General features: G+C 56.3%; 27 protein-coding genes, 1 tRNA gene and 2 pseudogenes. 18 read left to right on the top strand and 12 right to left on the bottom strand.

Going from position 1 to position 22,537, the window contains the following annotated elements; translation table 11 throughout:
- The 5 genes from ASG55_RS12985 to ASG55_RS12965 all read left to right on the top strand — a co-directional run bounded on the left by ASG55_RS12985 (position 1) and on the right by ASG55_RS12965 (position 3,627).
- Positions 1–345 carry a hypothetical protein gene (locus ASG55_RS12985; RefSeq protein WP_056787206.1) on the top strand — a complete coding sequence of 115 codons (345 nt, stop codon included), beginning with the start codon at positions 1–3 and terminating at the stop codon, positions 343–345.
- Between the two features lie 279 nt (positions 346–624).
- On the top strand, positions 625–1,683 hold the full coding sequence (locus tag ASG55_RS12980; protein ID WP_056787202.1) for a PDDEXK nuclease domain-containing protein: 1,059 nt from the start codon (positions 625–627) through the stop codon (positions 1,681–1,683).
- Between the two features lie 106 nt (positions 1,684–1,789).
- Positions 1,790–2,725, top strand: coding sequence for an alpha/beta hydrolase family protein (locus ASG55_RS12975; protein WP_236708179.1), 936 nt, complete (start codon positions 1,790–1,792; stop codon positions 2,723–2,725).
- 29 nt (positions 2,726–2,754) lie between these two features.
- On the top strand, positions 2,755–3,168 hold the full coding sequence (locus tag ASG55_RS12970; protein WP_016772137.1) for a hypothetical protein: 414 nt from the start codon (positions 2,755–2,757) through the stop codon (positions 3,166–3,168).
- Positions 3,169–3,174: 6 nt separating this feature from the next.
- Positions 3,175–3,627, top strand: coding sequence for a hypothetical protein (locus ASG55_RS12965; protein WP_056787197.1), 453 nt, complete (start codon positions 3,175–3,177; stop codon positions 3,625–3,627).
- Positions 3,628–3,699: 72 nt separating this feature from the next.
- On the opposite strand, the gene gabP is transcribed toward ASG55_RS12965, so the two are convergent.
- Positions 3,700–5,091, bottom strand: coding sequence for a GABA permease (gabP, locus tag ASG55_RS12960; protein WP_056787195.1), 1,392 nt, complete (start codon positions 5,089–5,091; stop codon positions 3,700–3,702).
- Positions 5,092–5,634: 543 nt separating this feature from the next.
- On the opposite strand from gabP, the gene ASG55_RS12955 reads away from it, so the two are divergent.
- From ASG55_RS12955 to ASG55_RS12905, 10 genes are all read left to right on the top strand, one after another.
- Positions 5,635–6,408, top strand: a complete 774-nt coding sequence (locus tag ASG55_RS12955) for an ABC transporter ATP-binding protein (RefSeq protein WP_024011209.1) — start codon at positions 5,635–5,637, stop codon at positions 6,406–6,408.
- 13 nt (positions 6,409–6,421) lie between these two features.
- Positions 6,422–7,174 carry an ABC transporter substrate-binding protein gene (locus tag ASG55_RS12950; protein WP_056787192.1) on the top strand — a complete coding sequence of 251 codons (753 nt, stop codon included), beginning with the start codon at positions 6,422–6,424 and terminating at the stop codon, positions 7,172–7,174.
- 77 nt (positions 7,175–7,251) lie between these two features.
- The gene (locus ASG55_RS12945) at positions 7,252–7,947 is read left to right on the top strand and encodes an ABC transporter permease (RefSeq protein ID WP_041477511.1); all 696 of its coding nucleotides are present in this window, start codon (positions 7,252–7,254) and stop codon (positions 7,945–7,947) included.
- The gene (locus tag ASG55_RS12940; RefSeq protein WP_056787188.1) at positions 7,944–8,633 is read left to right on the top strand and encodes an ABC transporter permease; all 690 of its coding nucleotides are present in this window, start codon (positions 7,944–7,946) and stop codon (positions 8,631–8,633) included. The genes ASG55_RS12945 and ASG55_RS12940 overlap by 4 nt, the downstream gene beginning before the upstream one ends.
- The gene (locus tag ASG55_RS12935; RefSeq protein ID WP_056787187.1) at positions 8,614–9,849 is read left to right on the top strand and encodes a methyltransferase; all 1,236 of its coding nucleotides are present in this window, start codon (positions 8,614–8,616) and stop codon (positions 9,847–9,849) included. Before ASG55_RS12940 ends, ASG55_RS12935 begins: the two co-directional genes overlap by 20 nt.
- A 429-nt stretch (positions 9,850–10,278) precedes the next feature.
- Positions 10,279–10,354 (top strand) — tRNA-Thr (locus tag ASG55_RS12930).
- An 83-nt stretch (positions 10,355–10,437) separates the two neighbouring features.
- Complete coding sequence (locus tag ASG55_RS12925) at positions 10,438–10,944, top strand: hypothetical protein (RefSeq protein ID WP_056787184.1); 507 nt, start codon at positions 10,438–10,440, stop codon at positions 10,942–10,944.
- Positions 10,945–11,311: 367 nt separating this feature from the next.
- Positions 11,312–11,851, top strand: coding sequence for an ImmA/IrrE family metallo-endopeptidase (locus tag ASG55_RS12915; RefSeq protein ID WP_056787179.1), 540 nt, complete (start codon positions 11,312–11,314; stop codon positions 11,849–11,851).
- Positions 11,848–12,438 carry a hypothetical protein gene (locus ASG55_RS12910; protein ID WP_056787175.1) on the top strand — a complete coding sequence of 197 codons (591 nt, stop codon included), beginning with the start codon at positions 11,848–11,850 and terminating at the stop codon, positions 12,436–12,438. Before ASG55_RS12915 ends, ASG55_RS12910 begins: the two co-directional genes overlap by 4 nt.
- A gap of 725 nt (positions 12,439–13,163) precedes the next feature.
- Positions 13,164–13,430, top strand: coding sequence for a hypothetical protein (locus ASG55_RS12905; protein ID WP_056787173.1), 267 nt, complete (start codon positions 13,164–13,166; stop codon positions 13,428–13,430).
- Positions 13,431–13,554: 124 nt separating this feature from the next.
- Here the strand turns inward: ASG55_RS12905 and ASG55_RS12900 are convergent.
- Both ASG55_RS12900 and ASG55_RS27260 read right to left on the bottom strand, forming a co-directional pair.
- Positions 13,555–13,836, bottom strand: a pseudogene (locus ASG55_RS12900) (helix-turn-helix domain-containing protein).
- Entirely contained in the window at positions 13,826–14,047 is a 222-nt protein-coding gene (locus ASG55_RS27260; protein WP_056787170.1) for a hypothetical protein, read from the bottom strand. The pseudogene ASG55_RS12900 and the gene ASG55_RS27260 overlap by 11 nt, the downstream one beginning before the upstream one ends.
- On the opposite strand from ASG55_RS27260, the pseudogene ASG55_RS27630 reads away from it, so the two are divergent.
- Both ASG55_RS27630 and ASG55_RS12890 read left to right on the top strand, forming a co-directional pair.
- Positions 14,008–14,103 (top strand): annotated as a pseudogene (locus ASG55_RS27630) (DUF3077 domain-containing protein); the annotation flags it as partial. The gene ASG55_RS27260 and the pseudogene ASG55_RS27630 overlap by 40 nt on opposite strands.
- Before the next feature lie 242 nt (positions 14,104–14,345).
- A complete protein-coding gene (locus tag ASG55_RS12890) occupies positions 14,346–15,164 on the top strand; it encodes a lipopolysaccharide biosynthesis protein (protein WP_156388190.1) in 819 nt (272 codons plus the stop codon).
- On the opposite strand, the gene ASG55_RS12885 is transcribed toward ASG55_RS12890, so the two are convergent.
- The 3 genes from ASG55_RS12885 to ASG55_RS12875 form a co-directional block, all read right to left on the bottom strand.
- Complete coding sequence (locus ASG55_RS12885) at positions 15,155–15,835, bottom strand: RES family NAD+ phosphorylase (RefSeq protein WP_056787165.1); 681 nt, start codon at positions 15,833–15,835, stop codon at positions 15,155–15,157. The genes ASG55_RS12890 and ASG55_RS12885 overlap by 10 nt on opposite strands.
- The gene (locus tag ASG55_RS12880) at positions 15,832–16,239 is read right to left on the bottom strand and encodes an MbcA/ParS/Xre antitoxin family protein (RefSeq protein ID WP_056787162.1); all 408 of its coding nucleotides are present in this window, start codon (positions 16,237–16,239) and stop codon (positions 15,832–15,834) included. The genes ASG55_RS12885 and ASG55_RS12880 overlap by 4 nt, the downstream gene beginning before the upstream one ends.
- 219 nt (positions 16,240–16,458) lie before the next feature.
- Positions 16,459–16,749 carry a type II toxin-antitoxin system RelB/DinJ family antitoxin gene (locus ASG55_RS12875; RefSeq protein WP_056787159.1) on the bottom strand — a complete coding sequence of 97 codons (291 nt, stop codon included), beginning with the start codon at positions 16,747–16,749 and terminating at the stop codon, positions 16,459–16,461.
- Between the two features lie 468 nt (positions 16,750–17,217).
- Between ASG55_RS12875 and ASG55_RS12870 the strand changes: the two genes are divergently transcribed.
- Complete coding sequence (locus tag ASG55_RS12870) at positions 17,218–18,144, top strand: LysR family transcriptional regulator (protein ID WP_041477504.1); 927 nt, start codon at positions 17,218–17,220, stop codon at positions 18,142–18,144.
- Here ASG55_RS12870 and ASG55_RS12865 read toward each other — a convergent pair.
- The 6 genes from ASG55_RS12865 to ASG55_RS12840 all read right to left on the bottom strand — a co-directional run bounded on the left by ASG55_RS12865 (position 18,061) and on the right by ASG55_RS12840 (position 22,476).
- On the bottom strand, positions 18,061–18,378 hold the full coding sequence (locus ASG55_RS12865; protein WP_041477503.1) for an AzlD domain-containing protein: 318 nt from the start codon (positions 18,376–18,378) through the stop codon (positions 18,061–18,063). The two genes, ASG55_RS12870 and ASG55_RS12865, sit on opposite strands and share 84 nt — an antisense overlap.
- On the bottom strand, positions 18,357–19,073 hold the full coding sequence (locus tag ASG55_RS12860; RefSeq protein WP_056787156.1) for an AzlC family ABC transporter permease: 717 nt from the start codon (positions 19,071–19,073) through the stop codon (positions 18,357–18,359). Before ASG55_RS12860 ends, ASG55_RS12865 begins: the two co-directional genes overlap by 22 nt.
- Positions 19,070–19,447 (bottom strand): GNAT family N-acetyltransferase, encoded by a 378-nt coding sequence (locus tag ASG55_RS12855; RefSeq protein WP_008080517.1) that lies wholly within the window; start codon positions 19,445–19,447, stop codon positions 19,070–19,072. Before ASG55_RS12855 ends, ASG55_RS12860 begins: the two co-directional genes overlap by 4 nt.
- 79 nt (positions 19,448–19,526) lie before the next feature.
- Positions 19,527–20,273 carry a 2OG-Fe dioxygenase family protein gene (locus tag ASG55_RS12850; RefSeq protein WP_041477502.1) on the bottom strand — a complete coding sequence of 249 codons (747 nt, stop codon included), beginning with the start codon at positions 20,271–20,273 and terminating at the stop codon, positions 19,527–19,529.
- A gap of 231 nt (positions 20,274–20,504) precedes the next feature.
- The gene (locus ASG55_RS12845; RefSeq protein ID WP_056787155.1) at positions 20,505–21,809 is read right to left on the bottom strand and encodes an OprD family porin; all 1,305 of its coding nucleotides are present in this window, start codon (positions 21,807–21,809) and stop codon (positions 20,505–20,507) included.
- Between the two features lie 454 nt (positions 21,810–22,263).
- Positions 22,264–22,476: a hypothetical protein gene (locus ASG55_RS12840; RefSeq protein WP_056787152.1), complete on the bottom strand. Its 213-nt coding sequence runs from the start codon at positions 22,474–22,476 to the stop codon at positions 22,264–22,266.
- Positions 22,477–22,537: the final 61 nt, after the last annotated feature.

Below are 22,537 nucleotides of genomic sequence, written 5' to 3'. Positions count from 1 at the left end.
ATGAATCAGAAAAGAACCCGTATTCGCTTGCCGCATCCCCCGCCGTATCGCCCGAGCCACTGGACATTCTGGCTGACGGTGCTCGCTGGCGTGCTGATTGCCTTAGCCGTGTGTCTTTCGATCTACATGCTTATCGAAAGCTGGATCAGCGGTTCCATCACCACCAACAATCGCGGACCGCGCAGCACCTACACCTTGGCACTGCAACCTCGGCGATACTGGTTCGAGTTCATGTGGCAGAGCTTCTGGACCGCGTTCATGTTGGCCATCGGTGTGTTCGGGCTGTGGATTTATCGCAAAGGGCGGGTGCGTGAGCAGAGGCCGAAGGGCAAGCGCTCGCGATGATGCAACTGGGGCGCTTTTTTGAAGCAGCCTCTTACCTGCCTGTTCTTTCATTCCAGCGCAACACCAGATCGCTCACCGCAGCGCTGCCAACTCTGCGGCGATTGACTGGGCAAAAGTACGAAATGGACTACGGACATTTACCCTGTTACGCGCCTTCCGGTGGCAATGTCCTGCAACGCCTGTCCCACCCTTCCTTCCGAACTCGCAGGTTCGCCCGACATACCTGCGCCGCCTTCCCCGGCATGCTTGCGTCTCTGTTTCCAGAATGCGGAAGACCCGATGAGCCAGCTCAAATCTGCTAATACGCAAGACCATAAAATCGATTCACTGCTGGGCGAACTGGGCGAGCTGATTCGCCAGGCGCGGCAAAAAGTGCTACGCGCGGTCGATACGATTCAGGTGCAGACCTGTTGGCAAATCGGCCGGCATATCGTCGATTTCGAACAGAAAGGCGCTCAGCGTGCGGGTTATGGCCAGCAGTTGCTCGCGCTGCTGGCGAAGGATCTAACGGGGCAATTCGGGAAGGGATTTGATGAGCGCAATCTGCGATATATGCGTAGCTTTTATCAGTCTTTTCCAATTTGGAACGCAGTGCGTTCCGAATTGAGCTGGACCCACTACCGCCGCCTGCTACGCGTCGAGAACGAGAAAGCGCGCCTGTGGTACATGAACGAATGCGCCGACCTCAACTGGTCAAGCCGCGCCCTTGATCGTCAGATCCTGACGCTCTACTACGAGCGCCTGCTGATGAGTCAGGACAAAGCCGAGGTGGTGGAGGAAGCCACGACCAACATCGACGCGATGAAATGCAATCCGCGGGAATTCATTCGCGATCCGGTCATGCTCGAATTCCTCGGCCTGCCCTCGGCAGGCAAAGTCAGGGAAAGCGGACTCGAACAAGCCCTCATCGATCACTTGCAAAGCTTTCTGCTTGAACTTGGCAAAGGCTTTTCCTTTGTCGCCCGCCAACAACGCATCAGCACTGACGGCGTCGACCTCTATATCGATCTGGTGTTCTACAACTACCTGCTCAAGTGCTTCGTCATCATCGACCTGAAACGCGGCAAGCTCAGCGCCCGCGATGTCGGGCAGATGGACATGTATGTGCGCATGTACGACGAGCTCAAGCGCAGCGAAGGTGACAAGCCAACCGTCGGTATCATTCTGAGCGCGGAAAGCAATGACTCGGTGGCGCGCTATTCCATGCTCAAAGGCAATGAGCAACTGTTCGCCAGCAGCTACAAGACGATACTGCCGAGCGAAGAAGAGTTACGTGCTGAACTCAACCGCGAACAGGCGTTGATCGAAGAACGCATGCTCATTCAATCCAGTGAATGAACCAGCCGGATTGTTCTTGATCAGCGCGGCGACTATGGTTGGCACCTAACCGCCGAGGTCAAGCGCCATAGGCAGCAAGCCCCCATTCGAGTTGGAAGACGCAGAGTTGAGCCAACCAGTTTTGACTGCAGCTGAAGGCACGTCCTTCAAGGAAACTGCCGACGACGGCTACGCACTCGGCGGCTTCACCTGGCGCCACAGTTCGCCCGATCCTCAGCGCCCGGTAGTCATCATCAACGCCGCCACCTCGGTGCGCTGTCGGCACTATTCACGGTTCGCGGCCTACCTGTTCAGCCATGGCTGCGATGTGATGACCTACGATTACCGGGGCATTGGCGAATCACGCAGCGAATCGATCAAAGGGCTGCGCGCTTCGTGGACTGACTGGGGCGCTCTGGATTTCGAAGCGATGCTCAAACGCGCGCAGCGGGAGTTTCCCGGTCAGCCAATCGATGTGGTCGCCCATAGTTTCGGCGGTTGCGCGGCGGGCTTGGCGGAGTCGGGCAAGGTGATCCGACGGTTGGTAACCGTCGGTGCGCAGTTCGCTTATTGGCGCGATTATGCTTCCGAACAGCGCTGGCGGATGTTCGGCAAGTGGCATGTGGTCATGCCTTTGATGGCGCTGCTCTGCGGCTATTTTCCAGGCAAGCGGATCGGCTGGCTGGAGGACACGCCAACCGGCGTAGTCTGCGACTGGAGCACACCCACTGCACGGTACGAGGATCGTCCAAGCTGTCGTGTGCTGATGAAAAAGGCGGGCGCCCTGCCCTTCGATGGCGTCCGCGCGCAGACCCTTGCCATCAGCCTCAGCGATGATCCTTACGGAACGATCCCGGCGATCGAACGCCTGCTCGGCTACTTCAGCAACGCGGCAAAAACCCATCTGCGCATTGCGCCGCAGGACATCGGCGAACGACAAGTCGGACATTTCGGCTTTTTTCGCAGCGCATACCAAGCCACACTATGGCCCATTGCTCTGACCTGGCTGCAGACCGGCGCACTGGCCGCCGATACACCCGGCCGACAAGTGCCACGCAGCTGAGCCCCTCTCAACGCACGACGGAACACATCATGGCCTCCGCCAACAAGCAGCAAAAACGCGCCACCCGGGCCAAAGCCAAGGCCAAGCAGAACCGCACCAAGCGCGCCGAAGCGCCGGTCGAGCTGGACCCGAACGACGACCGCATCGATTTCGAATCGGTGGACCTGACCGAGCTGTTCAAGAAAATGATCGACGCCGAGAAGATCAGCCAACAGGCCATGTGCACCGCGTTCCTTGAAGATCCGCTGCTGGAACTGGTCTATGAGCAGGAGGGTGAGGAAGGCGCGATGGATTTCATCCTCGCCGCGCTGATCGAGTATCGCCAGTGGTCGCAGGAAACCGACGAGGCTGGCGCACTGGCGTGGATCGAATCCCCGGCCTTCCAGGCTGACTATGTAGCGGCATCCGACGCGATCGCTGCACAAACCCAACAGAAGAACTGAGCTCACATGGCATCCCTGAACAAGCAACAGAAACGCGCCAAACGCGCCAAGGCCAAAGCCAAACAGATCCGTATGGTCGGGCGCAAACCGCTGGATCAGGACGAAGAGCTCGGCCACCTCGCCGAGCCGATCCCGGAATACACCCTGGCGATGTTCAGCAAAATGCGCGACGCCGAAGCCGTCAGCCGCAACGAAATGCTGCTGACGCTGCTGCGCGAACTGGCCTTCATCATCGTCGACCACCCCGAACTGCTCGACATGGAAAACGCCGACAACGAAGGCATGGCCGCCACCCACCTGGCCGCCGATATGCTCATCGACTACCGCATGTGGGCCGACGGCATGACCATCGAACAGGCCCAGGCCTGGCTGAGCGAGCCGCAGTTCATTACGGATTTCGGCGTGGCGCTGGATGCTTATGGCAAGTCGGTAGAGCCCCAGGAAGACAAGAGCGAATAAGCCCTTCTCAGAAACAAAAAAAGGCCGCTAGTCATCCCTGACAGCGGCCGTTTTTACATCACGCGTTACGACTCAGTTCAACACCACCGCACCACGCTTCTCCAGCTTGCGACGGCGCGACACCAGCAGACCAGCGGCTACCACCATCAGGCTCAGCAGGCCCGTGGCAAGGATCTCCACGCGGTGGGCTTCCTGGAACAGCATGATGGTCAGCGCGGCGACGATGAAGATGATCACCGCCCAGGTCAGCCCGGGGAACAGCCACATGCTGAAGACGATTTTCTCGCCGCGCGCCATGCGCTGTTTCCGCATGCGCAGTTGCGAGAAGGCGATCACCAGGTACACCAGCAGGGCGATGGCGCCGGAGCTGGCCAGGAGGAATTCAAACACCGCGGCCGGAGCCACATAGTTGGCGAAGGTGCAGAGAAACGCTGCGCCGGTCGACAACATCACCGCCCAGTAAGGCGTACCGCTCTTGTTGGTGCGGGTCGACATGGCCGGGGCGTCACCGCGCTTGCCGAGGGAGAACAGCATGCGCGACGAGGTGTACAGCGCCGAGTTCAGGCAACTGGTCACTGCGACCAGTACGACGATGTCGACGATCATCTTGGCGTTGGGAATGCCCATGCGCTCAAGTACGGTCTGGTAGGAACCGAGGTTGGCCAAGGTAGAATCGTTCCACGGCACCAGCGCAACCACGATGAAAATCGACACCAGATAGAACAGGCCGATCCGCCAGATCACCGAATTGGTCGCCTTGGAAATCTGCTTGCCCGGGTCTTTCGATTCCGCCGCCGCGATGGTGACGATTTCGGTCCCCATGAACGAGAACATGGTGGTCAGGATCGCGCCCAGCACAGCACCCATGCCATTGGGCAGAAAGCCGCCGCTGTCGAACAGGTGCGAAACGCCACTGACCTGGCTGGTCGGCAGGAAGCCGAAAATCGCTGCAAGGCCGAGGCCGATGAAGCTGATGATCGCAAGCACCTTGATCAGGGCGAACCAGAACTCGAACTCACCGTAATTCTTCACGCTGAACAGGTTGGTCACGGTCAGCAGCATGGTGATCACCAGCGCGAAAGCCCAAATGTCGACACCCGGGAACCACGCATGCAGGATGGTCGCGGCGGCGTTGGCTTCCAGCGGAATCACCAACACCCAGAACCACCAGTACAGCCAGCCGATGGTGAATCCGGCCCAGTGACCGATCGCGCGATCAGCGTAAGTCGAGAACGAACCGGTGTCCGGCGAAGCCACGGCCATCTCGCCGAGCATGCGCATCACCAGCACCACCAGAGTACCGGCAGCGGCGTAGGCCAGCAGCACGGCCGGGCCGGCGGCAGCGATGGCGTGGCCGGAGCCGACGAACAGACCGGCGCCGATCACACCGGCGATCGACAACATGGTCACATGACGCGGTTTGAGCCCCTGTTCGAGGCCAGTGGAGCTTGGGGTACTGCTCATAGAGACTACCTTTGCAAGGAAAGCGAGTGCGTCCGGCGCGTCTGTAAATTCTTTCTCGTAAAAAGAATCCAACGGCCTGTTCCTTATTCTGCACGCAATATTTGCGCCAAAATGTTTCAAGTCCTTGAGGACCGGGGGCTCCGGCATCCGGTGCAAGTCCTTGAGTTTAATGGCTATTCGCCAGAACGTTACCCGGCGACTCACTTTCATAACGAATCCGCGCACCAGAAACACACAGAAAAAGTGTGCGGCGCACAGAAAAAGGGCGAATAAGGAACGTTCGGCTGGATAGCGCTTCCAACACCCCGCCAAAGCTGGCAACATCGCGCCTTTTTTTACGCGGCACCCACGGGTTTGCACGATCAAACACCCGTTCGGTTGTTGATGGGGCGACAGTCTGCTGCGCCGATGCGACAACCCGCCACATGCCACCCGTTTACCGCTCGTAGCGCTGTTGGCTGCCATTGAAACGCTATGCTAGCTTGGCCGCCTCGCCAGGAAGGCCCGCCAACAGCAGGAGCGCAACATATATGAGGAACGCACATGGCTGAGGCCACGCCCGCGCTGGAAATCCGCAACTTGCACAAACGCTACGGACAGCTGGAGGTGCTCAAAGGCATCTCGCTGACCGCCCGCGACGGCGACGTGATCTCGATCCTCGGCTCTTCCGGTTCCGGCAAGTCCACGTTCCTGCGCTGCATCAACCTGCTGGAAAACCCGCACCAGGGCCAGATCCTGGTGGCCGGTGAAGAACTCAAGCTCAAAGCCGCGAAGAACGGCGAACTGGTCGCCGCTGACGGCAAACAGATCAACCGCCTGCGCTCGGAGATTGGTTTTGTATTTCAAAACTTTAATCTGTGGCCGCACATGAGCGTGCTCGACAACGTCATCGAAGCCCCGCGCCGCGTGCTCGGCCAGAGCAAGGCCGAGGCCATCGAAGTCGCCGAAGCGTTGCTGGCCAAGGTCGGCATCGCCGACAAGCGCCACGCCTACCCGGCGCAATTGTCGGGCGGTCAGCAACAACGCGCAGCCATCGCCCGCACGCTGGCAATGCAGCCGAAAGTGATCCTGTTCGACGAACCGACCTCCGCGCTTGACCCGGAAATGGTTCAGGAAGTACTTAGTGTCATCCGCGCATTGGCCGAAGAAGGTCGCACCATGCTGCTCGTGACCCACGAAATGGGCTTCGCCCGCCAGGTCTCCAGCGAAGTGGTGTTCCTTCATCAGGGCCTTATAGAAGAGCAAGGATCGCCACAGCAGGTGTTCGACAACCCGCTTTCGGCGCGCTGCAAACAATTCATGTCCAGCAACCGCTAACGGAGCAACATGCATGCAGAATTTCAAAAAGGTCTTCCTGGCCGCCGCCGTCACCCTCGCGTTCAGCGCCGGTGCCATGGCTGAAACCCTGAAGATGGGCATCGAAGCGGCCTACCCGCCGTTCAACAATAAAGACGCCAGCGGCCAAGTGGTCGGCTTCGACAAGGAAATCGGCGACGCCCTGTGCGCGAAGATGAAAGCCGAATGTTCCGTCGTCACTTCCGACTGGGACGGCATCATTCCGGCGCTGAACGCCGAGAAGTTCGACTTCCTGATCTCCTCGCTGTCGATCACCGAAGAGCGCAAAGCCGCGGTGGACTTCACCGACCCGTACTACTCGAACAAATTGCAGTTCATCGCGCCGAAAAACGTCGACTTCAAAACCGACAAGGACTCGCTCAAGGGCAAGACCATCGGCACCCAGCGCGCAACGCTGGCCGGCACCTGGCTGGAAGACACCTACGGTGACGATATCAAGGTCAGCCTCTACGACACCCAGGAAAACGCCTACCTCGACCTGACCTCCGGTCGTGTCGACGCGATCCTCGCCGACAAGTACGCCAACTATGACTGGCTGAAAACCGACGCTGGCAAGAACTACGAGTTCAAGGGCGACCCGGTAGTGGAAAGCGACAAGATCGGTATCGCCGTGCGCAAGGGTGACAACGAACTGCGCAACAAGCTGAACGCCGCGCTGAAGGAAATCGTCGCTGACGGTACCTACAAGAAAATCAACGACAAGTACTTCCCGTTCAGCATCTATTGATCTGACCTGTGGGACCGGCGCCGCGATCAAGCGGCACCGGCTCCCGACTTTGCCTGCCGCAATTTGAACAGAAACCCATGATTATCGACCTCTACGGATTCGGCCCGGCGCTCGCCGCTGGTGCGCTGATGACCGTCCAACTGGCCCTCACCGCCCTGTGCCTGGGCCTGGTGCTCGGCCTGCTCGGCGCCTTGGCCAAGACTTCCCCGTACAAGCCGCTGCAATGGCTTGGCGGTACCTACTCGACACTGGTGCGCGGCGTCCCGGAATTGCTCTGGGTGCTGTTGATCTACTTCGGTACGGTCAACCTGATGCGCGCCCTCGGTGAGTACTTCGGCAACCCCGACCTGCAACTCAACGCCTTTGCCGCTGGTGTGATCGCACTGGGCCTGTGCTTCGGCGCCTACGCCACGGAAGTGTTTCGTGGCGCCCTGCTGGCCATTCCCAAGGGCCACCGTGAAGCCGGCCAGGCCCTGGGCCTGTCGAAATGGCGGATTTTCACCCGGCTGATCATGCCGCAGATGTGGCGCATCGCCCTGCCGGGCCTGGGCAACCTGTTCATGATTCTGATGAAAGACACCGCGCTGGTATCGGTCATCGGTCTGGAAGAAATCATGCGTCACGCGCAGATCGGTGTGACCGTGTCAAAACAACCGTTCACCTTCTATATGGTCGCGGCGATCATGTACCTCGGCCTGACAGTGCTGGCGATGACCGGCATGCACTTCCTGGAAAAACGCGCCGCCCGCGGCTTTGCGAGGAGCGCGCAATGAACTGGGAAGTCATCATCAAGTGGCTGCCAAAACTGGCACAGGGCGCGACCCTGACGCTGGAACTGGTCGCCATCGCGGTCATCGCCGGCCTGCTGCTCGCGATTCCGCTGGGCATCGCCCGATCTTCGAAGCTGTGGTACGTGCGCTCGCTGCCTTACGCCTACATCTTCTTTTTCCGGGGCACGCCGTTGCTGGTGCAGCTGTTCCTGGTCTATTACGGCCTGGCGCAGTTCGACGCCGTACGTGAAAGCGCGTTGTGGCCCTACCTGCGCGATCCGTTCTGGTGCGCGACCGTGACCATGACCTTGCACACAGCGGCGTACATCGCCGAGATTCTGCGCGGTGCCATTCAGGCGATTCCACCGGGCGAAATTGAAGCCGCGCGAGCGTTGGGCATGTCCAGACCGAAAGCGATGTTCTACATCATCCTCCCGCGTGCTGCGCGCATCGGCTTGCCGGCCTACAGCAACGAAGTGATCCTGATGCTCAAGGCCAGCGCCCTGGCCAGCACCGTGACCCTGCTGGAACTGACCGGCATGGCACGCACGATCATCGCCCGCACTTATCTGCCGGTGGAGATCTTCTTCGCCGCCGGTGTGTTCTACCTAGTCATGGCTTACGTGCTGGTTCGCGGCTTCAAGCTGCTGGAACGCTGGCTGCGCGTCGATGCCTGCCAAGGCCGCTGATACTTCCCACGTGCTGACGGGCGAGGCCCTACTCGCCCGTTTCACGGCGCTGGATGCTTTTCTGATTGAGCATCAGGCGCTGTGGAAACCTCGACCGTTCACTCACCTACAACTTCCATGGGAAGCGTCCTACCCGGAGTTGTCTGCGTGGCTACGCGGGCGGTCGCTGGAAGATGCAGAACGCGCGCATAACCATCCTGCTGATCTTGTCGATGCGCCAGAGCCGTTCGCTTCATTGGCGAAGTTGTCGGCAGAGTTGAGTACGGTCGGTGAGTTTCCGGGGCATGCGCTTGAGGCTGCCGGGCATCGCTTGAATGTCGATGTGCCCGGGCGCAAGTGGCAGCAGATTGAAGCGTTTGCCAGTCGTTTGTCTTTCGCTTCGCCACCGACGCATTGGTTGGATTGGTGTTCAGGCAAAGGGCACTTGGGACGGCGCTTAATGGGGTCGGGGCAGCAACTGACTTGCGTTGAATACGATCCTTTATTGGTCGCCAGCGGTCAGGCACTGAGTCAGCGTCATCACTTGCACGCCCTGCATGTCGAACAGGATGTACTCGCGGCAGACGCCCCGGCCGTATTGAACGCCGCCCACACCCCCGTCGCCCTCCACGCATGCGGTGATCTGCACGTGCGCTTGATGCATTTGGCCAGTGCTGCCGGCTGCCAGCAAATGGCGATCGCACCGTGCTGTTACAACCGCATCAGTCGTAACGAATACCAGGCCTTGTCCTGCGCAGGATCGGCATCGCTTCTACAGCTCTCGCTGGAAGATCTGGCGCTGCCGATGAACGAAACCGTCACCGCCGGTGCGCGCGTCCGGCGCCAGCGTGACACATCGATGGCTCGTCGCCTGGCTTTTGACCTGCTGCAACGGCAAGTGCGCGGCGTCGATGAATACCTGCCAACGCCCTCCCTGCCCAGCGCCTGGCTGGACAAACCGTTCGCCGATTACTGTCGCGATCTGGCTGTGCTCAAAGAGTTATCCACAATCGGCGAGCCAGATTGGCCCGCACTCGAAACAGCCGGTTGGCAGCGGTTGGCCGAAGTTCGCAACCTGGAATTGCTTCGCGGATTGTTCCGCCGACCGCTGGAGCTCTGGCTGAATCTGGATCGGGCGCTTTTCCTCGCAGAACAGGGATACGTCGTACGCCTCGGCACCTTTTGCGACACCTCACTCACACCGCGTAACCTACTGCTGCTCGCCGAACGCGCTTAAAACGTTACAGCCTGTGGATAACTCTGTTGATGGATTTGCCGTGGATCCAATATCTGCGCCTGTTTCGTCGCGTTAACAACACTGGTCATTTTTTGTTCACATGAATAAAAAACCTGTAAAACAGGGATTTGCGAACAAGATGAGAATGGGTTCACAACACCTCGCATAAGCCAGTATCCGCGCCCCTCAGTTGTGCATAAGCTGCCAATCAAAACGACATAACCGACGAATATTGGGCTAGCCGAGTGAATAATTGCGGGGTCCCGCAAGCCCAGACTCAACTGTACGCCCTGCATAGATGCCTCACTGCACGTGAGGTACAAAAGCTGCGTATAAATTTGCGCAGGGCCTGATTTTCCGGGAATGCAAAAATAGTCTGAATTCAGGGGTTTACAGGATCAACCCAATCGCTATAATCGTCGCCCACACGCCGGTATAGCTCAGTTGGTAGAGCAACTGACTTGTAATCAGTAGGTCCCGGGTTCGACTCCTGGTGCCGGCACCATACAAAACAAAGGCTTGCAGCGATGCAGGCCTTTTTTTTATCTCTCCACGTAACAGTGCACGTAACAACAAGGATGGCGCGACGTGGGAGATGACAACGTAGCAAATCCATTTCCCCGTGATTTCATCAAAAAGCACGGCGATTTATTCGACAGGCACTTCCCTCCCGGCCTCGACGATGAGTCACTGATTCTGAAAACCCATCTCTTGCTCGAAGCAGCCTTACGGGATTTTTGTGCTAGCTGCGTACCCCATCCTGAACACTTGCTGGGTGCGAGATTTCAATTCAATCAAGTAGTCCGCCTCGCTAGGGCGATGTGCCCGACGGTACTCAATGAGTACAGTGAGACGCTGTGGACGCTCGCCAAACATCTCAACCTCCTCCGCAATGCTATGGCCCACGAGCTTGAACCGGACCATAAAAAAGTCGAGAAGGAAAAGAAGGTCATGATGGATCTGGTTGGTCATTTGAATAAGGGCCAAAATTCTGACCTTCGAGCGACATTGGAATACTTGCTGGAATCCATGAATGCTTTTCTGCAATTTGCCTTATATGTAGGCCAGCATCAGCGCGAAGACCACATCGAGTAGAAGGATTTGTGTAGGCCACTGACCGGTGGAGCCAAGCGCGGCGGCCTCAAGGACCAGTTCCGGACTCTAGACAACGCGGCAGAGGGCTAGGGCTAGGGCTAGGGCTAGGGCTAGGGCTAGGGCTAGGGCTAGGGCTAGGGAAGCGAATAGGTGCTGGAAGCCTCTGTCAACAAGATCGTCCATGCCTATAATTCTTCCGTCGCAAGTGGCATCAAGGGAAAAAAACGCGTATACTGTACGAATGAACAGTATCGAATTTTGTTGTATCAACAAAAATATTGTGATAACCGGTACTAATGTCATTGTTAATGCGGATATACTCGCGCGCCGCTCGATAGGTCAATGGAGCGAGTAAAAGGAGGGCAAAATGATCACATCCATGCAGAACGCGATTGAGGTCGCGAAGCAAGCGCTCCAGATCGCTTGGAATGGCGCCCTGCCTGTCAATCCAGAAATTATCGCCACCAGTTTGGTCGTCTTCAAAAGAGACGAAACCACAGGTGCTGACAAAAATATCCCTATTCGCGTTCGAGCATTAAGCCCGTTCGAACTTGATGTAAGTGGTCGAGCTTCCCTCATCAACACACCAGAGGGACAGGTTTTCTATTGCGATTATAATGATAGCGAGATCGTTTATCGTAATCGCTTTACTCTAGCTCACGAACTTGGCCATGTATTACTTGGCCATGTAAACGAGGCAACTCCACAGCAACGGGATACGACTTTCGGGAATTACAATCCGATTGAAAGAGCAGCCAACGCTTTCGCTGCTGAGCTTGTGATGCCAGAACAGAAGGTTCGCGAACTCTTTGCAGGCGCTAGCTCGGTGCCTCAAATGTCCGAGGCGTTTGGAGTTTCTAATGCTGCGATGTCCTACAGGCTGAAAAACCTGGGGCTCATCGGATGACCGAAGAAGCGCCAAATTTTGGCGCCATTGATCTCGCGGGTCCAAAATTTGCCTCGCCGAATCAGACCAATGATGCTGAGTCTCGGCTCATTGACGAATCCATTAGGCGGAAAACATACAGTCGTTACTTCGCAACGTGGGCTCTGGTGTTTCTGACAATTGCCGCAGCCTGTTGCTTGAGCTTCTCGATGTGGGTTGGGAAGCACTTTCTAGACGGTTTGGATGATCAAAAAAATAAAGAAATCGCAATCGCGGCAGCCCAAGCGGCAGTTCCTCCTGTCGCAGCCTTGACTTCCGAGAAGAAAAACACGAAGGCCAAGACGTCTCCTATCAAAGAAGATCGTACCCCTCCGTCCGCTGAGGCGAATAAAGAGACGTTTTACGTTAAAATATTGGCTCCTCTCATCCCAGCATCTTTCTCTTCGGCCATTGCGATTATTTTGTTTATAACAATCGCACGACTAGTCACGAACTTTGAAAAGATGGGCAGAGAAAATCCAGAAAAGGATCATACGGAGGATTACGGAACGCTCGCCGCATTTTTCCAAGAGCTCGTTAAACTAATCAAGAGCTTTAAAAAAGAATAAATAGCCACCCAATAGGGCGGCTTTTTTGTGAAGCAATTGCTCCCGATGACGAGTCTAAAACTTCAAGACCATCTCCCCATCTAGTCATTAACCTGGAACAACTTGTCCTGCTCAAGTTCTTCAGCTGCCACACCTACGCGACACGACCCACCGCATGAATCACTCGGCATTCTGCATTCTGCGGCTTCAGGTAAATTCACAGGGCATTTCGCAACAATGCTGACAGCCAAACGGGCACGGCAGCTCCTAAACCCAGAAGATAGCAGTGACTGCTGACGACGCCTCCTGTGCGGGTCTCTTCGTCGTAGCGTTGCGCCTAAAATGTATGCCCCTCTGAAAAAAGAGTAATAAAGGTGATATGCCTTTTGAGACTCCGCTGCAAGCCACGTTTTGTAAGGCTTCGAGCGATTTTCGGAAAGGGTGATATTCGAGTGATATAAAAGAATCGTATTACTCTTTTATAAGGTGATATTTCACAATCACGAAACCCAATGAAACCGGGGGGCTGACGTAAATATCACTTTTCATATCACTTCATATTACTTTTCCATGTGATATCGAAACCCCAGAGAAACCGGGGCTTCCAGAGCCTTTTCCGCGCCGTATTACCTTTATCACTCTTTTTGAAAAGCCTACCCTGTACCTGAGATTTAATCTCATCTAGATGACGTATTTCCGCGCCCGGTTTAGACTGCCTGCAGCCCCTCAAACGGCCAGGAGTACACATGCGCCAACTGACCAAAAACCCAGCACTCCCAATCATCCAGGTATCGAAGGAAGGCCGATATTGGCGGGTGGATTGGGATTACCAGGAAGCGCCTGAAAGCAAAGTTTTGACCGACAGAAAAGAGTTTTTGAACGGCTATATAAGCGGTCTCATTGACTCATTCGGAGCCTCCGCAGGCGAAGTCGCTCTACCCTCTGCCCGTACCGGCACAGTTAAAAAGCTGAGTGAGCAGAATTGGGGACAGACCACGTTTTTCAAAAAATGACAGAGTCGCAACCTGAATTCATTTTTTACGATTTTAGTGCTGACGCCATACAAAACGAAGCCTCTGCAGAAATGTAGGGGCTTCGTTTTGTATTGCAGAGGTCAGGCCAAAGGCCTTTGTGGTATCAAGCAATATGCAAATCAGCAACGCCTCAGGATGCTGACTGCCGACCCGCAAGAGAGTCTGCGCAGCACCCGTCGGCTGCCTGCGCCCCTGTTCCCAATCCTGCAAAGTCCGCAGACTTACACCGATCAGTTTGGCGAACGCACTTTGTGAAACCCCCACCTTGGCGCGCGCTTCAGCTGCCGCAGAGAGCGGCACCTGTGTTACGCGCGCGGCCTTTCCGGCCTTCATCTGGTACAGATTCCAGCAAGTCCTGCTGGAATTGCTCCAGTTCATCGACCATTGCTGATTTCCTCCTTCAGTTGCTTGAGGAAGGCTACGGGCAAGTTGTCGAGCTTTGCCTTGGTGTAGGCAATGAGCAACCAAATCGAGCCTTCAGCAAGCGTGTTGTAATAAATAATGCGTATACCGCCTCGCTTACCATGTTTCAGTCGCGCGCGATCCTGATCTTCACGCTTATGCCTCGCAGTATCTGCAGGAGCCAAGCAAGGCACTGATCGATGATGTGGTGAAAGTAATGGATGCGCCGCCAGACAAACCATTGATGTAAACCTTCATATGAAGCCCTCGTTGATGCGTGGGCTTCTTGCATTTCAGGCCTGCCGAAAACATGCCCGACTTCCCTCCTGCATCTATCCAGATAACCCGCCAGCCACTGGAGCGTTCTTGGCCAACGCATGGGCTGCCCCGCAGCCAATTGGGAACTAACGCCGAGCGCAACACTCCCTTACAAAGCGCGGCGCTGTGGAAGAGTCATCCCGCTTCATCACGTCAGCACAACGGACTGAATGCATGACATGGACCAAGAGACCATCGATGAACTCAACATCAGAAACGCCAAACGGCTCCGCACGTTCGCAAATCAGGGACTTTTCTGACTGTCGAAACATTGCTCACGGCGCTGCATTCATCATCGTTTCGGGCAGCTCCGCGAAAGATTTTCCCATCGAACAGTTTGCCGACATCCCGATGATCACGGTGAACGGTGCGATATCCATGTTCATGGGAACAGACATAAAGCCGTTCTTCTACGCATGCACCGATACCAGTTTTTCGCTACAACAACCTGAACTGTTTGCCTATGCGATGCGCACTAGTCAGCGTGTAGCTGTGTGGGCTAACCAGGCTCAGGAACTGATTGTTGAACCGACAGGTGATCTCTATTTGCTCAAGAAAGCGCCCAAACCAACCTTGACTGAATGGCTACTGCGCAACAACCAGGATCTGGTACGTAATCGAGCTGTTTGGGGTAGTCGAAACCGCAGTATCGGATTCAGCAAAAACCTGGCCCATGGTTTTTTTGATGCCCGCACAGTCTTGTATCTCGCACTCCAACTTGCCTATCACGCAGGCTTTTCAAAGGTGATTTTGGTGGGAGCGGATATGAACCAGTCCGCGGGGCGCTTTTACGAGACTGATGGAAGCTCTATCTCGCCGTGCGGTCTGGATCAGCATTTTCATTCCAGAATTCTTCCATCTCTGAAACTCATGTCCGACAAAGTCATCGACAGTAAATTTGCCGTTTACAACTTGTCGCCCTCTTCGCGAATTCCATCCAGCGTCATTCCTGTCACAACACTCGACAAAGTCAAAGCGATAATTCAGACCTGACTGACCTCGAACACAAACGAAATCCTGCCCTCACTTGCGCTCCAGACATAGCGCAAATGCTTGCCCTGCTTCGGAATCGAAACCGCAGGCGGGCGGAACGCTGCAACGCATTCATGCCCAGGCAACCTCACGCTGTTATAGAGCAAGCCCCACGACTCGGCGTCGCGCAGTTGCCGCGCGAACAGCTGTGATGGGCCATAGGCTTCAGGATCAGGCTGATGCAAGTGATCAAAGCCATGGCGGACATCATGCAGCGGCTTGGTCACCTGATTGATATAGGTACGCATGGTCAATTCGAGATCGGCTTCCCGGGTCGCGGCAAGAAAACGTTCCTGGTGAAAACAGTTTTCGGCGATGGCCGCAGCCTGGCTGCTGGCGGCGTAATAGACGCCGAAGGTGCCGTCACTGAAACGGCTGCGTTTGCCGACGTGAGTGAACGCGGCCATCACCGGGCTGGAACCGGGGCCGGACAGACGATCTTCGGGACGTACGCGGGCAAGGACGCCGGCCTGTTCGATCAGGCGATCATTGGTCAGCGCTTCGATGGCGTAGGCAACTTCGAGGTCCTCGGGGTCGAGGACGTCTTCGAACAGCGCAATCGGCGGGAAGCTGCTGTTGACGATGCGATACGCCCGCGGCCATGGCACATCCACCGGCGCCGGCGCTTTCAACCGCGCACTCCGTCGAGGTAGCGGCGTACATCGGCGATATCGACCACCCGGCCCGCCAGCATGTAATCCAGCGCGGTTTTGCCATTGAACGGTGCCGCGTTGTTCGGGCTGCTAACCCACTTGTAGGCGCGCTCGCGACTATTGCTGAAGATGATGCTCAACGCCTTGTGAATACCCATCAGGTAAGAGATGCGCTCAAGGGTGTCATGGGGCAGGCGTATGTTTGGCAGGTGTTTGTATTTGTAGAACGTGGTGTTGCCGACTCCTCCGAGCAGGGTGCGTTGTTGCTCGGCGTTGCACCCCCAGTGCTCCATGAGGTTGAAGAAGAACTTCAGCGCAACGCGGCCGGCTTCGGGGGCGTCGAGTTGTTCGCGTGGGGTGAGAGCTGGGGATGAGGTAGGCATAGACGCCTCCTGATTTTTTGTCTTAGCTGAAGACTAGTACATAACTGTAATTTTTTAGCGTTTTGATACACAAATGAACGAATCGTAATATTCAAACGCTCAGAAGCCGGAGTTAAGCCGGCTTATGTTTTTCTGCGCTATTTAAACAGTTCTGAATGACTCCCTAAACGATCCCAAGACTTCTTGAATTCAGAAGTCTGTGCACACTGTTTAGGCCGATCAGCGCGTTTTTGCGTTTTCTCCTGTTTCGCCATCAGCATTCCTTAGCATGTCGTCTATCGAGTCGAAACGCTGACGGATTTCTCGTGCTTCCATCATTGCGCGGGCCGTCTTCTCCGATGGAACTCGCACCTCGAAGGGAAGCCCCTGAGTAGCAACAACCTGTCGCAGAAAAAGTCGCATGGCGTCGCTAATGCTCAGCCCGCAAGCGTTCAAGACTTCAGTGGCACGCGCTTTCAAATCCTCATCAATGCGGCAGCGCACATCGGTAGTTTTCAGTAGTGCAGCCATTTCAATTACCTCATCGTGGTTTTGTAGCTACATCAGCGCTACCTCTGCGTTGTGTTCGGAGTGATCTTTGTGGGTCAATGCGAAGTTGATAGGTGGTTATCTACCACCATGGCTCGCATGCCAGACATCCATTTCAACTCCTTTGACTGTTGGGCGCTATCAGCTGAATCGTTACTTTACCTGAGACCTATCTGCGTATGACGCAGGCAAAAAGCTAGGAAGATGTAAGCTGTTTCTCTTCGAAAAAAATCTCCCCGCGCACCAAAACCACGCACTTTTTTGACCTTCATCACCCCCACTTCACCAAAAACCCCGATCCTCTGTCAGCCTCCAGCCATCGGCGGGGAAATCAATTCGCTACTAAATCCGCGACAACTATGCTCAGGTGCAGGAATATAGCCGGCATATGGCGCCGTTTCGGTCGTTTCGTAAACAACAATACCCAGCCCACTTCAGAGGGCATTACCCATGGATAGCAGAACCTTACGCAACCTCATGCGCATCGTGCAGACCGGCTCGTTGTCGGCCGCAGCCGAGCATTCGTGCCTGACCGTGCAGGCGTTGGCCGCACAGTTGAACAAGGTCGAAGAGCAGTTCGGTTTCCGCTTGTTTCGCCGCTCCAACAAGGGCCTGACGCTGACGCCGCAAGGTACGGAGCTCACGCCTTACATCGACAAAGTGTTGATCGCCACGCGACAGATGGAAGAAAAGGTCGAGGCGCTGAAGGTGCCCGGGCAGCGCACGTTGAAGGTGGCGTTGAACAACACCCTGTCGCCTGATTTCAACCGACGCATGATCGGACGCCTGATTGAGGTGTTTCCCGATTACCAGATGGAATTCAGCTACGCCGAGTCGATGGAAAACCTCAGCAAGCTGAGGAACGAAGATTTCGACCTTGCCGTGCTGATCGGCCCGCAGCGGCCGGGGCTGCCGAGCATCGTGCTGCCAGAGGTGCAGGTGCAGGTGGTCGGTGCGCATTGCGGTCAGGAAAACGATCCGCTGACCTTGCTGGGCAACAAGTTTCAGGTGCGTCCTGCGGAAGATTGTCCGTATTCCCACAGCTTCTTGCGGTTTCTCGACGCCGGGCTGGGCAATCACGAGAACGGCCAGCGCATGGTCTATTCCTGCAGCGAAACCCTGACGCTGTCGTTGATCACGCAGATGGATGCGGTCGGCATGGTCTCGCGTGAAGCGGCGCAGAAGAACGGTCTGACGATTTTTCCCGGTTTCGAGGATTTCCTCGAAGTGCGCCTGGCGGTAAACAATCCGGAGCTGTCGCACCAGGCGCTGAACGACGTCGTTGATCTGCCGCTACATGAACGAGCCGAGCGCAATGTACGCAGCCGTCCCCACCGCCACACTGAGAAAGAGGTTTTTGCTGAAATACGCACATAGCAACGTCGGAATCGCGGCATAGAATTCCGGGCGATCGAGCTGGATCTGCCGGTCCTTGATCAACAGGGGTGTGAGGCTGATCGCAGCGACGATCGCCACCGGCAGATATTCCAGCGCCCGTGCCACGAAGGGCGGCCAGTGGTCGGTGTTGATCTGCAGCGGCAAGGCGCGCGGCAGGAATGTCACCGCCATCATCAGCACCACCACCAGAATCAGGAACGTTTGGTCAGGCATACACCCACTCCGCAGCCCACAAACGTGGCGATAAATACGTTGAAGGGCGAACTGCCGATCAGGCTCAGCGCCCCCATGCAGACCACGGCGGCAGCGGCGGCGATCAGTTTGTTGCGCGTGTTGCACAGCGAGACCAGCACGTAGAGCATCATCGCCGTCAGCGCGTAGTCGAGCTGATATTTGATCAAGTGCGCCGCGTACTGCGCGCAGACCGCACCGAGCAAACCGCCGAGCACCCACGAGGTGTGACAGAACAGGTTGAAGCCGATCAGGTAACGCACGTTGACCGGCGCGCCTGTACCGAGCTTGACGCTATGAAAGGCGAAGGATTCATCCGTCAGGCCACCGGCGTAAGCCCAGCGCTCCATGCGGCTCAAGCCAAGGGCGCGCAGCGCCTTGGCCATGTACACCGACATCAGCATGTGCCGCGCATTGATCAGAAACGTGGTCAGCACAATGGTGGTCAGCGACGCACCGCTGGAGATCAGCGCCAGCGCGGCGAATTGCGAAGCGCCGGCATAGACGAACAAGCACATCGCTACTGGCAGCCACATCGGCAGGCCGGCGTTGACCGCCATCAGCCCGAAGACAAACGACACGGTGAAATACCCGGCGACCACCGGGCTGGCTTCGGCAAACGTGCGCGACGGCTGATGAGTCGCCATCAGCGGCGCGCTGCCGGACGTTTCATTCATAGATCCCTCTCAAATGTTCGTTCGCCGTGAGGCTCGCAAAAACCCTGGGCAGTCCAGAATCGCTTGCCCGCGAGGTTAGCATCGTCGACGAACAGAAACATCCGCAGCACCCCGACCCGTTTCATGTCGGACGACGCTGCTTCAACCAGACGCTGGCCCACGCCCTGGCTGCGGTAGCGCGGGCTCACGGCCAGATGATTGATCGTGCCGCGACTGCCGAGCATGCCGCCGAGCACCGCGCCGACGATCTCGCCAGCCACATCGAACGCCAGATACGCCGTGGTGGTTTTCTGGATCAACACGCCGCGCAGGCATTTGGCGTCCTGCCATTCGCAGAACGACACTTCGTCGAACTGGCGGAAGAAGCGCTCCATGCGTTGCGCATCCTTGGCGGTGGCGCGGCGCAGTACCACTGGCGTCGAGCACTCGACGCCGTCGATTAGGGTGATCTGATTAGCGAACAATGTCGAAAGCGGTCCCGGGCCGCGAGAAGGAAATCGCCAGAATCTGCCGGTACGCCATGGCATGGGTGTGGGTATTGCGCGCCGGGGTCACGTAGTGGCGCATGTCGCGATCGAGGAAGAAGGTGGTATCGAGAATTTCCTCGTAGGTGGTCGCCGCCAGTTGATGCTCGTGAATGTCGTACAGTCGACTCTCGGCACCCTCTACGTTACTGCGGCCCCAGAAGTGCACACCGCTGAACGGATAGCCGTCGCAATGAATACCTTCAGGAGTGATTTCCAGCTGTTTGCCGGGTTTGATCTCGATGCGGATCTGATGGATCTGGCACTGCCAGATTTCATCGTGCAACTCTTCCGGCAGGACACTTTTGTACACTTCGAAATCGGTGTCGATCAGGCTGCGCATCACCGGGGAAGAGATCACTTCTTCGGAAAAGTCTTGGAAGTGGCGCACCACGCCACCGACGTAAGCGTTGTTCTCTTTCGATTGCACATAAGCGCGATGCTCAAGTTGCTTGAGTTCGCGGGTTTTCGGGTTGTATTCAAAGTCGCTGTAACGACGATAACGCATGCCGGCTTCGGCCTGACCGTAATAGCTGTCAGGCTCCATGTTCTCCCAACTTTTGGTCAGTCTGACGAAGTCGGCAAAATGACCGTAGAGATTGAAGTCACCACCCTGGACGTTGACAAACTTGTCGCGCCGTAGCGATTCGCCCACTTCTCTGTTCAAAACGATCATTACCAAATTCTCCGCTGCGTTGAACGCCCTAATCTATTGGGTGGAGAATTTGCGTCCATGAGAAAGAATTTCAGGCATTTGAAGCACTGCTTGAAACGGAATCTGCAGCGCTTGAAAAACTACTTTTACATGACAAAAACACCGGTTATTTGCGGTTTTCGCTGAAGAACCGGCGAAAAAAAACCCCGATCGAATCGGGGTTTTCTCATTTTTCTTACAGCGGATCGATCATCAGAAGATGTTGATCGGATAGTCCACGAATACACGCAGCTCGTTACCGCTGACGTTGTACTCGCTGGATTTCTGCGACACGCGCAGGATCGAGCTGCGCAACTTCACGCTCAGGTCTTTGGCCGGGCCACTCTGCACGACGTACTTGAACTGGTTGAAGATTTCGCGCTCGGTGCCGCCTTCGCTGGTGGACGTGGTGATGTTGTCGCCGCGCACGTAAGCGAAGTTGTAGCTCAGACCCGGAACGCCGAACGAACCAAAGTCCAGACCGTAACCCAGCTGCCAGCTGCGTTCGTCTTCGGCGTTGAAGTCAGACCAGTAGGAGTTGGCCAGATAGATGGAGTTACCACCGTCGCCGACACGGCCCTGATCTTTCTGGTAGCCGCCGTAGGCATAACCGAGGTTGCTGTCGCCGGTGGAACGCTGGTGCGCCACGGTGAACGAGTGCGGGCCGGTGGCGAAGGTGGCTGCCAGGCTCCAGATCTTGTTGTCGCGACCGGTGACGATGCTTTCGCCCGGTACGGTGTTTTCGCGTACGTACGAGCTGTCCAGCTTGGTGCGATAGCCGTTGAAATCCAGGGTCAGCGACTGATCCTTGTTGAACGGAATCACGTAGTTGGCGTTCACGTACTGTTTCTTCAAGACGTCCTCAACGTCGGAGGCGTACAGCGCGCCTTTGAAGTGTTCGGTGAACTGATAGCTGCCGCCCAACACGTTGATCGACTTCAGACCGCCGCTGTCACGGCCTTCATCGCTTTTGCGCGACTCGGCAGTGAAACGCCCGGCGTTCAATTCCAGGCCTTGGATTTCACGGGAAGTGATCAACGTACCGGTATAGCTTTCCGGCAGCAGACGCACGTTGTCGTAGCTCAGCACCGGCAGGGCCGGCATCTGGTCGCCATAGGTCAACACGGTGTTGGATACACGAAACTTGACCGCAGCACCGCCCTTGGCGATGTCGTGGTTCGCACGACCGTCATTTTCCTGTTTGAAGAAGTCGATGCCGCCAGCGCCGCTACGGCCCTTGCCGCCGTCCAGGCGCAATGCGTACAGACCGAAAGCGTCCACACCGACACCGACGGTGCCTTGGGTGAAGCCCGACGAGAACGTACCGATGGCCGCTTGGCCCCATTCGGCCTTGTCCTTGTTACCGTCTTTGTAATCACGATTGATGTAGGCGTTGCGCAACAGCACTTTAAGGCTGCTGTCTTCAACGAAACCCTTGGATTCGGCCTGGTCGTTAGCCATGGCCTGTGTAGCACTCAACATCCCCAGTGCGATCAGACTGATTCGCTTGTTCAACATTTTGTTTTCCTTATTACGGGTTGAAACGCGCTGTGTCGAACGGCTGAAACGGCGCTTTCTGCACTCTTGTATTCACCCCGAAACAAAAAAGCCCGCCGACGTTAACGTCATGGCGGGCCTGCTCCTTATTTTGAGTCATGGCGGTTAGCCACAGGCGTTGGGCCGAATCGTAGCCGCGCCCTGAACTGTGTGTCAATTTCAAGAATCGTCTTTAAATAGGCGAAAAACGTCTAAGAAACGTAATTTTTTTGCTGGGCGGTTGCAGAAAAATGAGGTTAAGCAGGGAGTTCTGAACTGTGGGAGCGAGCCTGCTCGCGAACGCGCATAAAGTCATTGGCAGGGCTGACGTCATCGCGAGCAGGCTCGCTCCCACCTTTGAATGCCTGTGGATAAAAATCAGGCCAAAAAAAGCGCCGCCATCCCGGCAGCGCTTTTTGACCAATCCCTGTTGTTCCTATCCTTCCATCACATCCCACAAGGCTTCCAGCTCGGCCTCGCTGAACAGGCCAGCGGGGTAACGCTCGATCATCATCCGGCGCGGATCAGGTTCTCTGATCTGACGCGTTCCATTGGACTTCAACCAGTGCGCGACAAGCTGGAGCGATTCGCCGTTGACGGCCATGGGATGCACAGTCCGCTCGCTGATTACGTTCACTTCGGCGTTCATTTCAGCGCTCTCTCCCCGTTCGTGAGCGGCTACGTTATCCAAGGTTTGTGACAGAACTGTT

The organism is Pseudomonas sp. Leaf434, from assembly GCF_001425545.1.
GTDB classification, from domain to species: domain Bacteria; phylum Pseudomonadota; class Gammaproteobacteria; order Pseudomonadales; family Pseudomonadaceae; genus Aquipseudomonas; species Aquipseudomonas siliginis.
This window is presented reverse-complemented; position numbering and strand designations above follow the sequence as displayed.

What these genes read in the sequence shown, in the direction of transcription:
- ASG55_RS12985 (WP_056787206.1), top strand. Translation starts at nt 1, where the DNA reads ATGAATCAGAAAAGAACCCGTATTCGCTTGCCGCATCCCCCGCCGTAT.
- ASG55_RS12980 (WP_056787202.1), top strand. Translation starts at nt 625, where the DNA reads ATGAGCCAGCTCAAATCTGCTAATACGCAAGACCATAAAATCGATTCA.
- ASG55_RS12970 (WP_016772137.1), top strand. Translation starts at nt 2,755, where the DNA reads ATGGCCTCCGCCAACAAGCAGCAAAAACGCGCCACCCGGGCCAAAGCC.
- ASG55_RS12965 (WP_056787197.1), top strand. Translation starts at nt 3,175, where the DNA reads ATGGCATCCCTGAACAAGCAACAGAAACGCGCCAAACGCGCCAAGGCC.
- gabP (WP_056787195.1), bottom strand. Translation starts at nt 5,091, where the DNA reads ATGAGCAGTACCCCAAGCTCCACTGGCCTCGAACAGGGGCTCAAACCG.
- ASG55_RS12955 (WP_024011209.1), top strand. Translation starts at nt 5,635, where the DNA reads ATGGCTGAGGCCACGCCCGCGCTGGAAATCCGCAACTTGCACAAACGC.
- ASG55_RS12950 (WP_056787192.1), top strand. Translation starts at nt 6,422, where the DNA reads ATGCAGAATTTCAAAAAGGTCTTCCTGGCCGCCGCCGTCACCCTCGCG.
- ASG55_RS12945 (WP_041477511.1), top strand. Translation starts at nt 7,252, where the DNA reads ATGATTATCGACCTCTACGGATTCGGCCCGGCGCTCGCCGCTGGTGCG.
- ASG55_RS12940 (WP_056787188.1), top strand. Translation starts at nt 7,944, where the DNA reads ATGAACTGGGAAGTCATCATCAAGTGGCTGCCAAAACTGGCACAGGGC.
- ASG55_RS12935 (WP_056787187.1), top strand. Translation starts at nt 8,614, where the DNA reads ATGCCTGCCAAGGCCGCTGATACTTCCCACGTGCTGACGGGCGAGGCC.
- ASG55_RS12915 (WP_056787179.1), top strand. Translation starts at nt 11,312, where the DNA reads ATGATCACATCCATGCAGAACGCGATTGAGGTCGCGAAGCAAGCGCTC.
- ASG55_RS12910 (WP_056787175.1), top strand. Translation starts at nt 11,848, where the DNA reads ATGACCGAAGAAGCGCCAAATTTTGGCGCCATTGATCTCGCGGGTCCA.
- ASG55_RS12905 (WP_056787173.1), top strand. Translation starts at nt 13,164, where the DNA reads ATGCGCCAACTGACCAAAAACCCAGCACTCCCAATCATCCAGGTATCG.
- ASG55_RS12890 (WP_156388190.1), top strand. Translation starts at nt 14,346, where the DNA reads ATGACATGGACCAAGAGACCATCGATGAACTCAACATCAGAAACGCCA.
- ASG55_RS12880 (WP_056787162.1), bottom strand. Translation starts at nt 16,239, where the DNA reads ATGCCTACCTCATCCCCAGCTCTCACCCCACGCGAACAACTCGACGCC.
- ASG55_RS12875 (WP_056787159.1), bottom strand. Translation starts at nt 16,749, where the DNA reads ATGGCTGCACTACTGAAAACTACCGATGTGCGCTGCCGCATTGATGAG.
- ASG55_RS12870 (WP_041477504.1), top strand. Translation starts at nt 17,218, where the DNA reads ATGGATAGCAGAACCTTACGCAACCTCATGCGCATCGTGCAGACCGGC.
- ASG55_RS12865 (WP_041477503.1), bottom strand. Translation starts at nt 18,378, where the DNA reads ATGCCTGACCAAACGTTCCTGATTCTGGTGGTGGTGCTGATGATGGCG.
- ASG55_RS12860 (WP_056787156.1), bottom strand. Translation starts at nt 19,073, where the DNA reads ATGAATGAAACGTCCGGCAGCGCGCCGCTGATGGCGACTCATCAGCCG.
- ASG55_RS12855 (WP_008080517.1), bottom strand. Translation starts at nt 19,447, where the DNA reads ATGGAGCGCTTCTTCCGCCAGTTCGACGAAGTGTCGTTCTGCGAATGG.
- ASG55_RS12850 (WP_041477502.1), bottom strand. Translation starts at nt 20,273, where the DNA reads ATGATCGTTTTGAACAGAGAAGTGGGCGAATCGCTACGGCGCGACAAG.
- ASG55_RS12845 (WP_056787155.1), bottom strand. Translation starts at nt 21,809, where the DNA reads ATGTTGAACAAGCGAATCAGTCTGATCGCACTGGGGATGTTGAGTGCT.
- ASG55_RS12840 (WP_056787152.1), bottom strand. Translation starts at nt 22,476, where the DNA reads ATGAACGCCGAAGTGAACGTAATCAGCGAGCGGACTGTGCATCCCATG.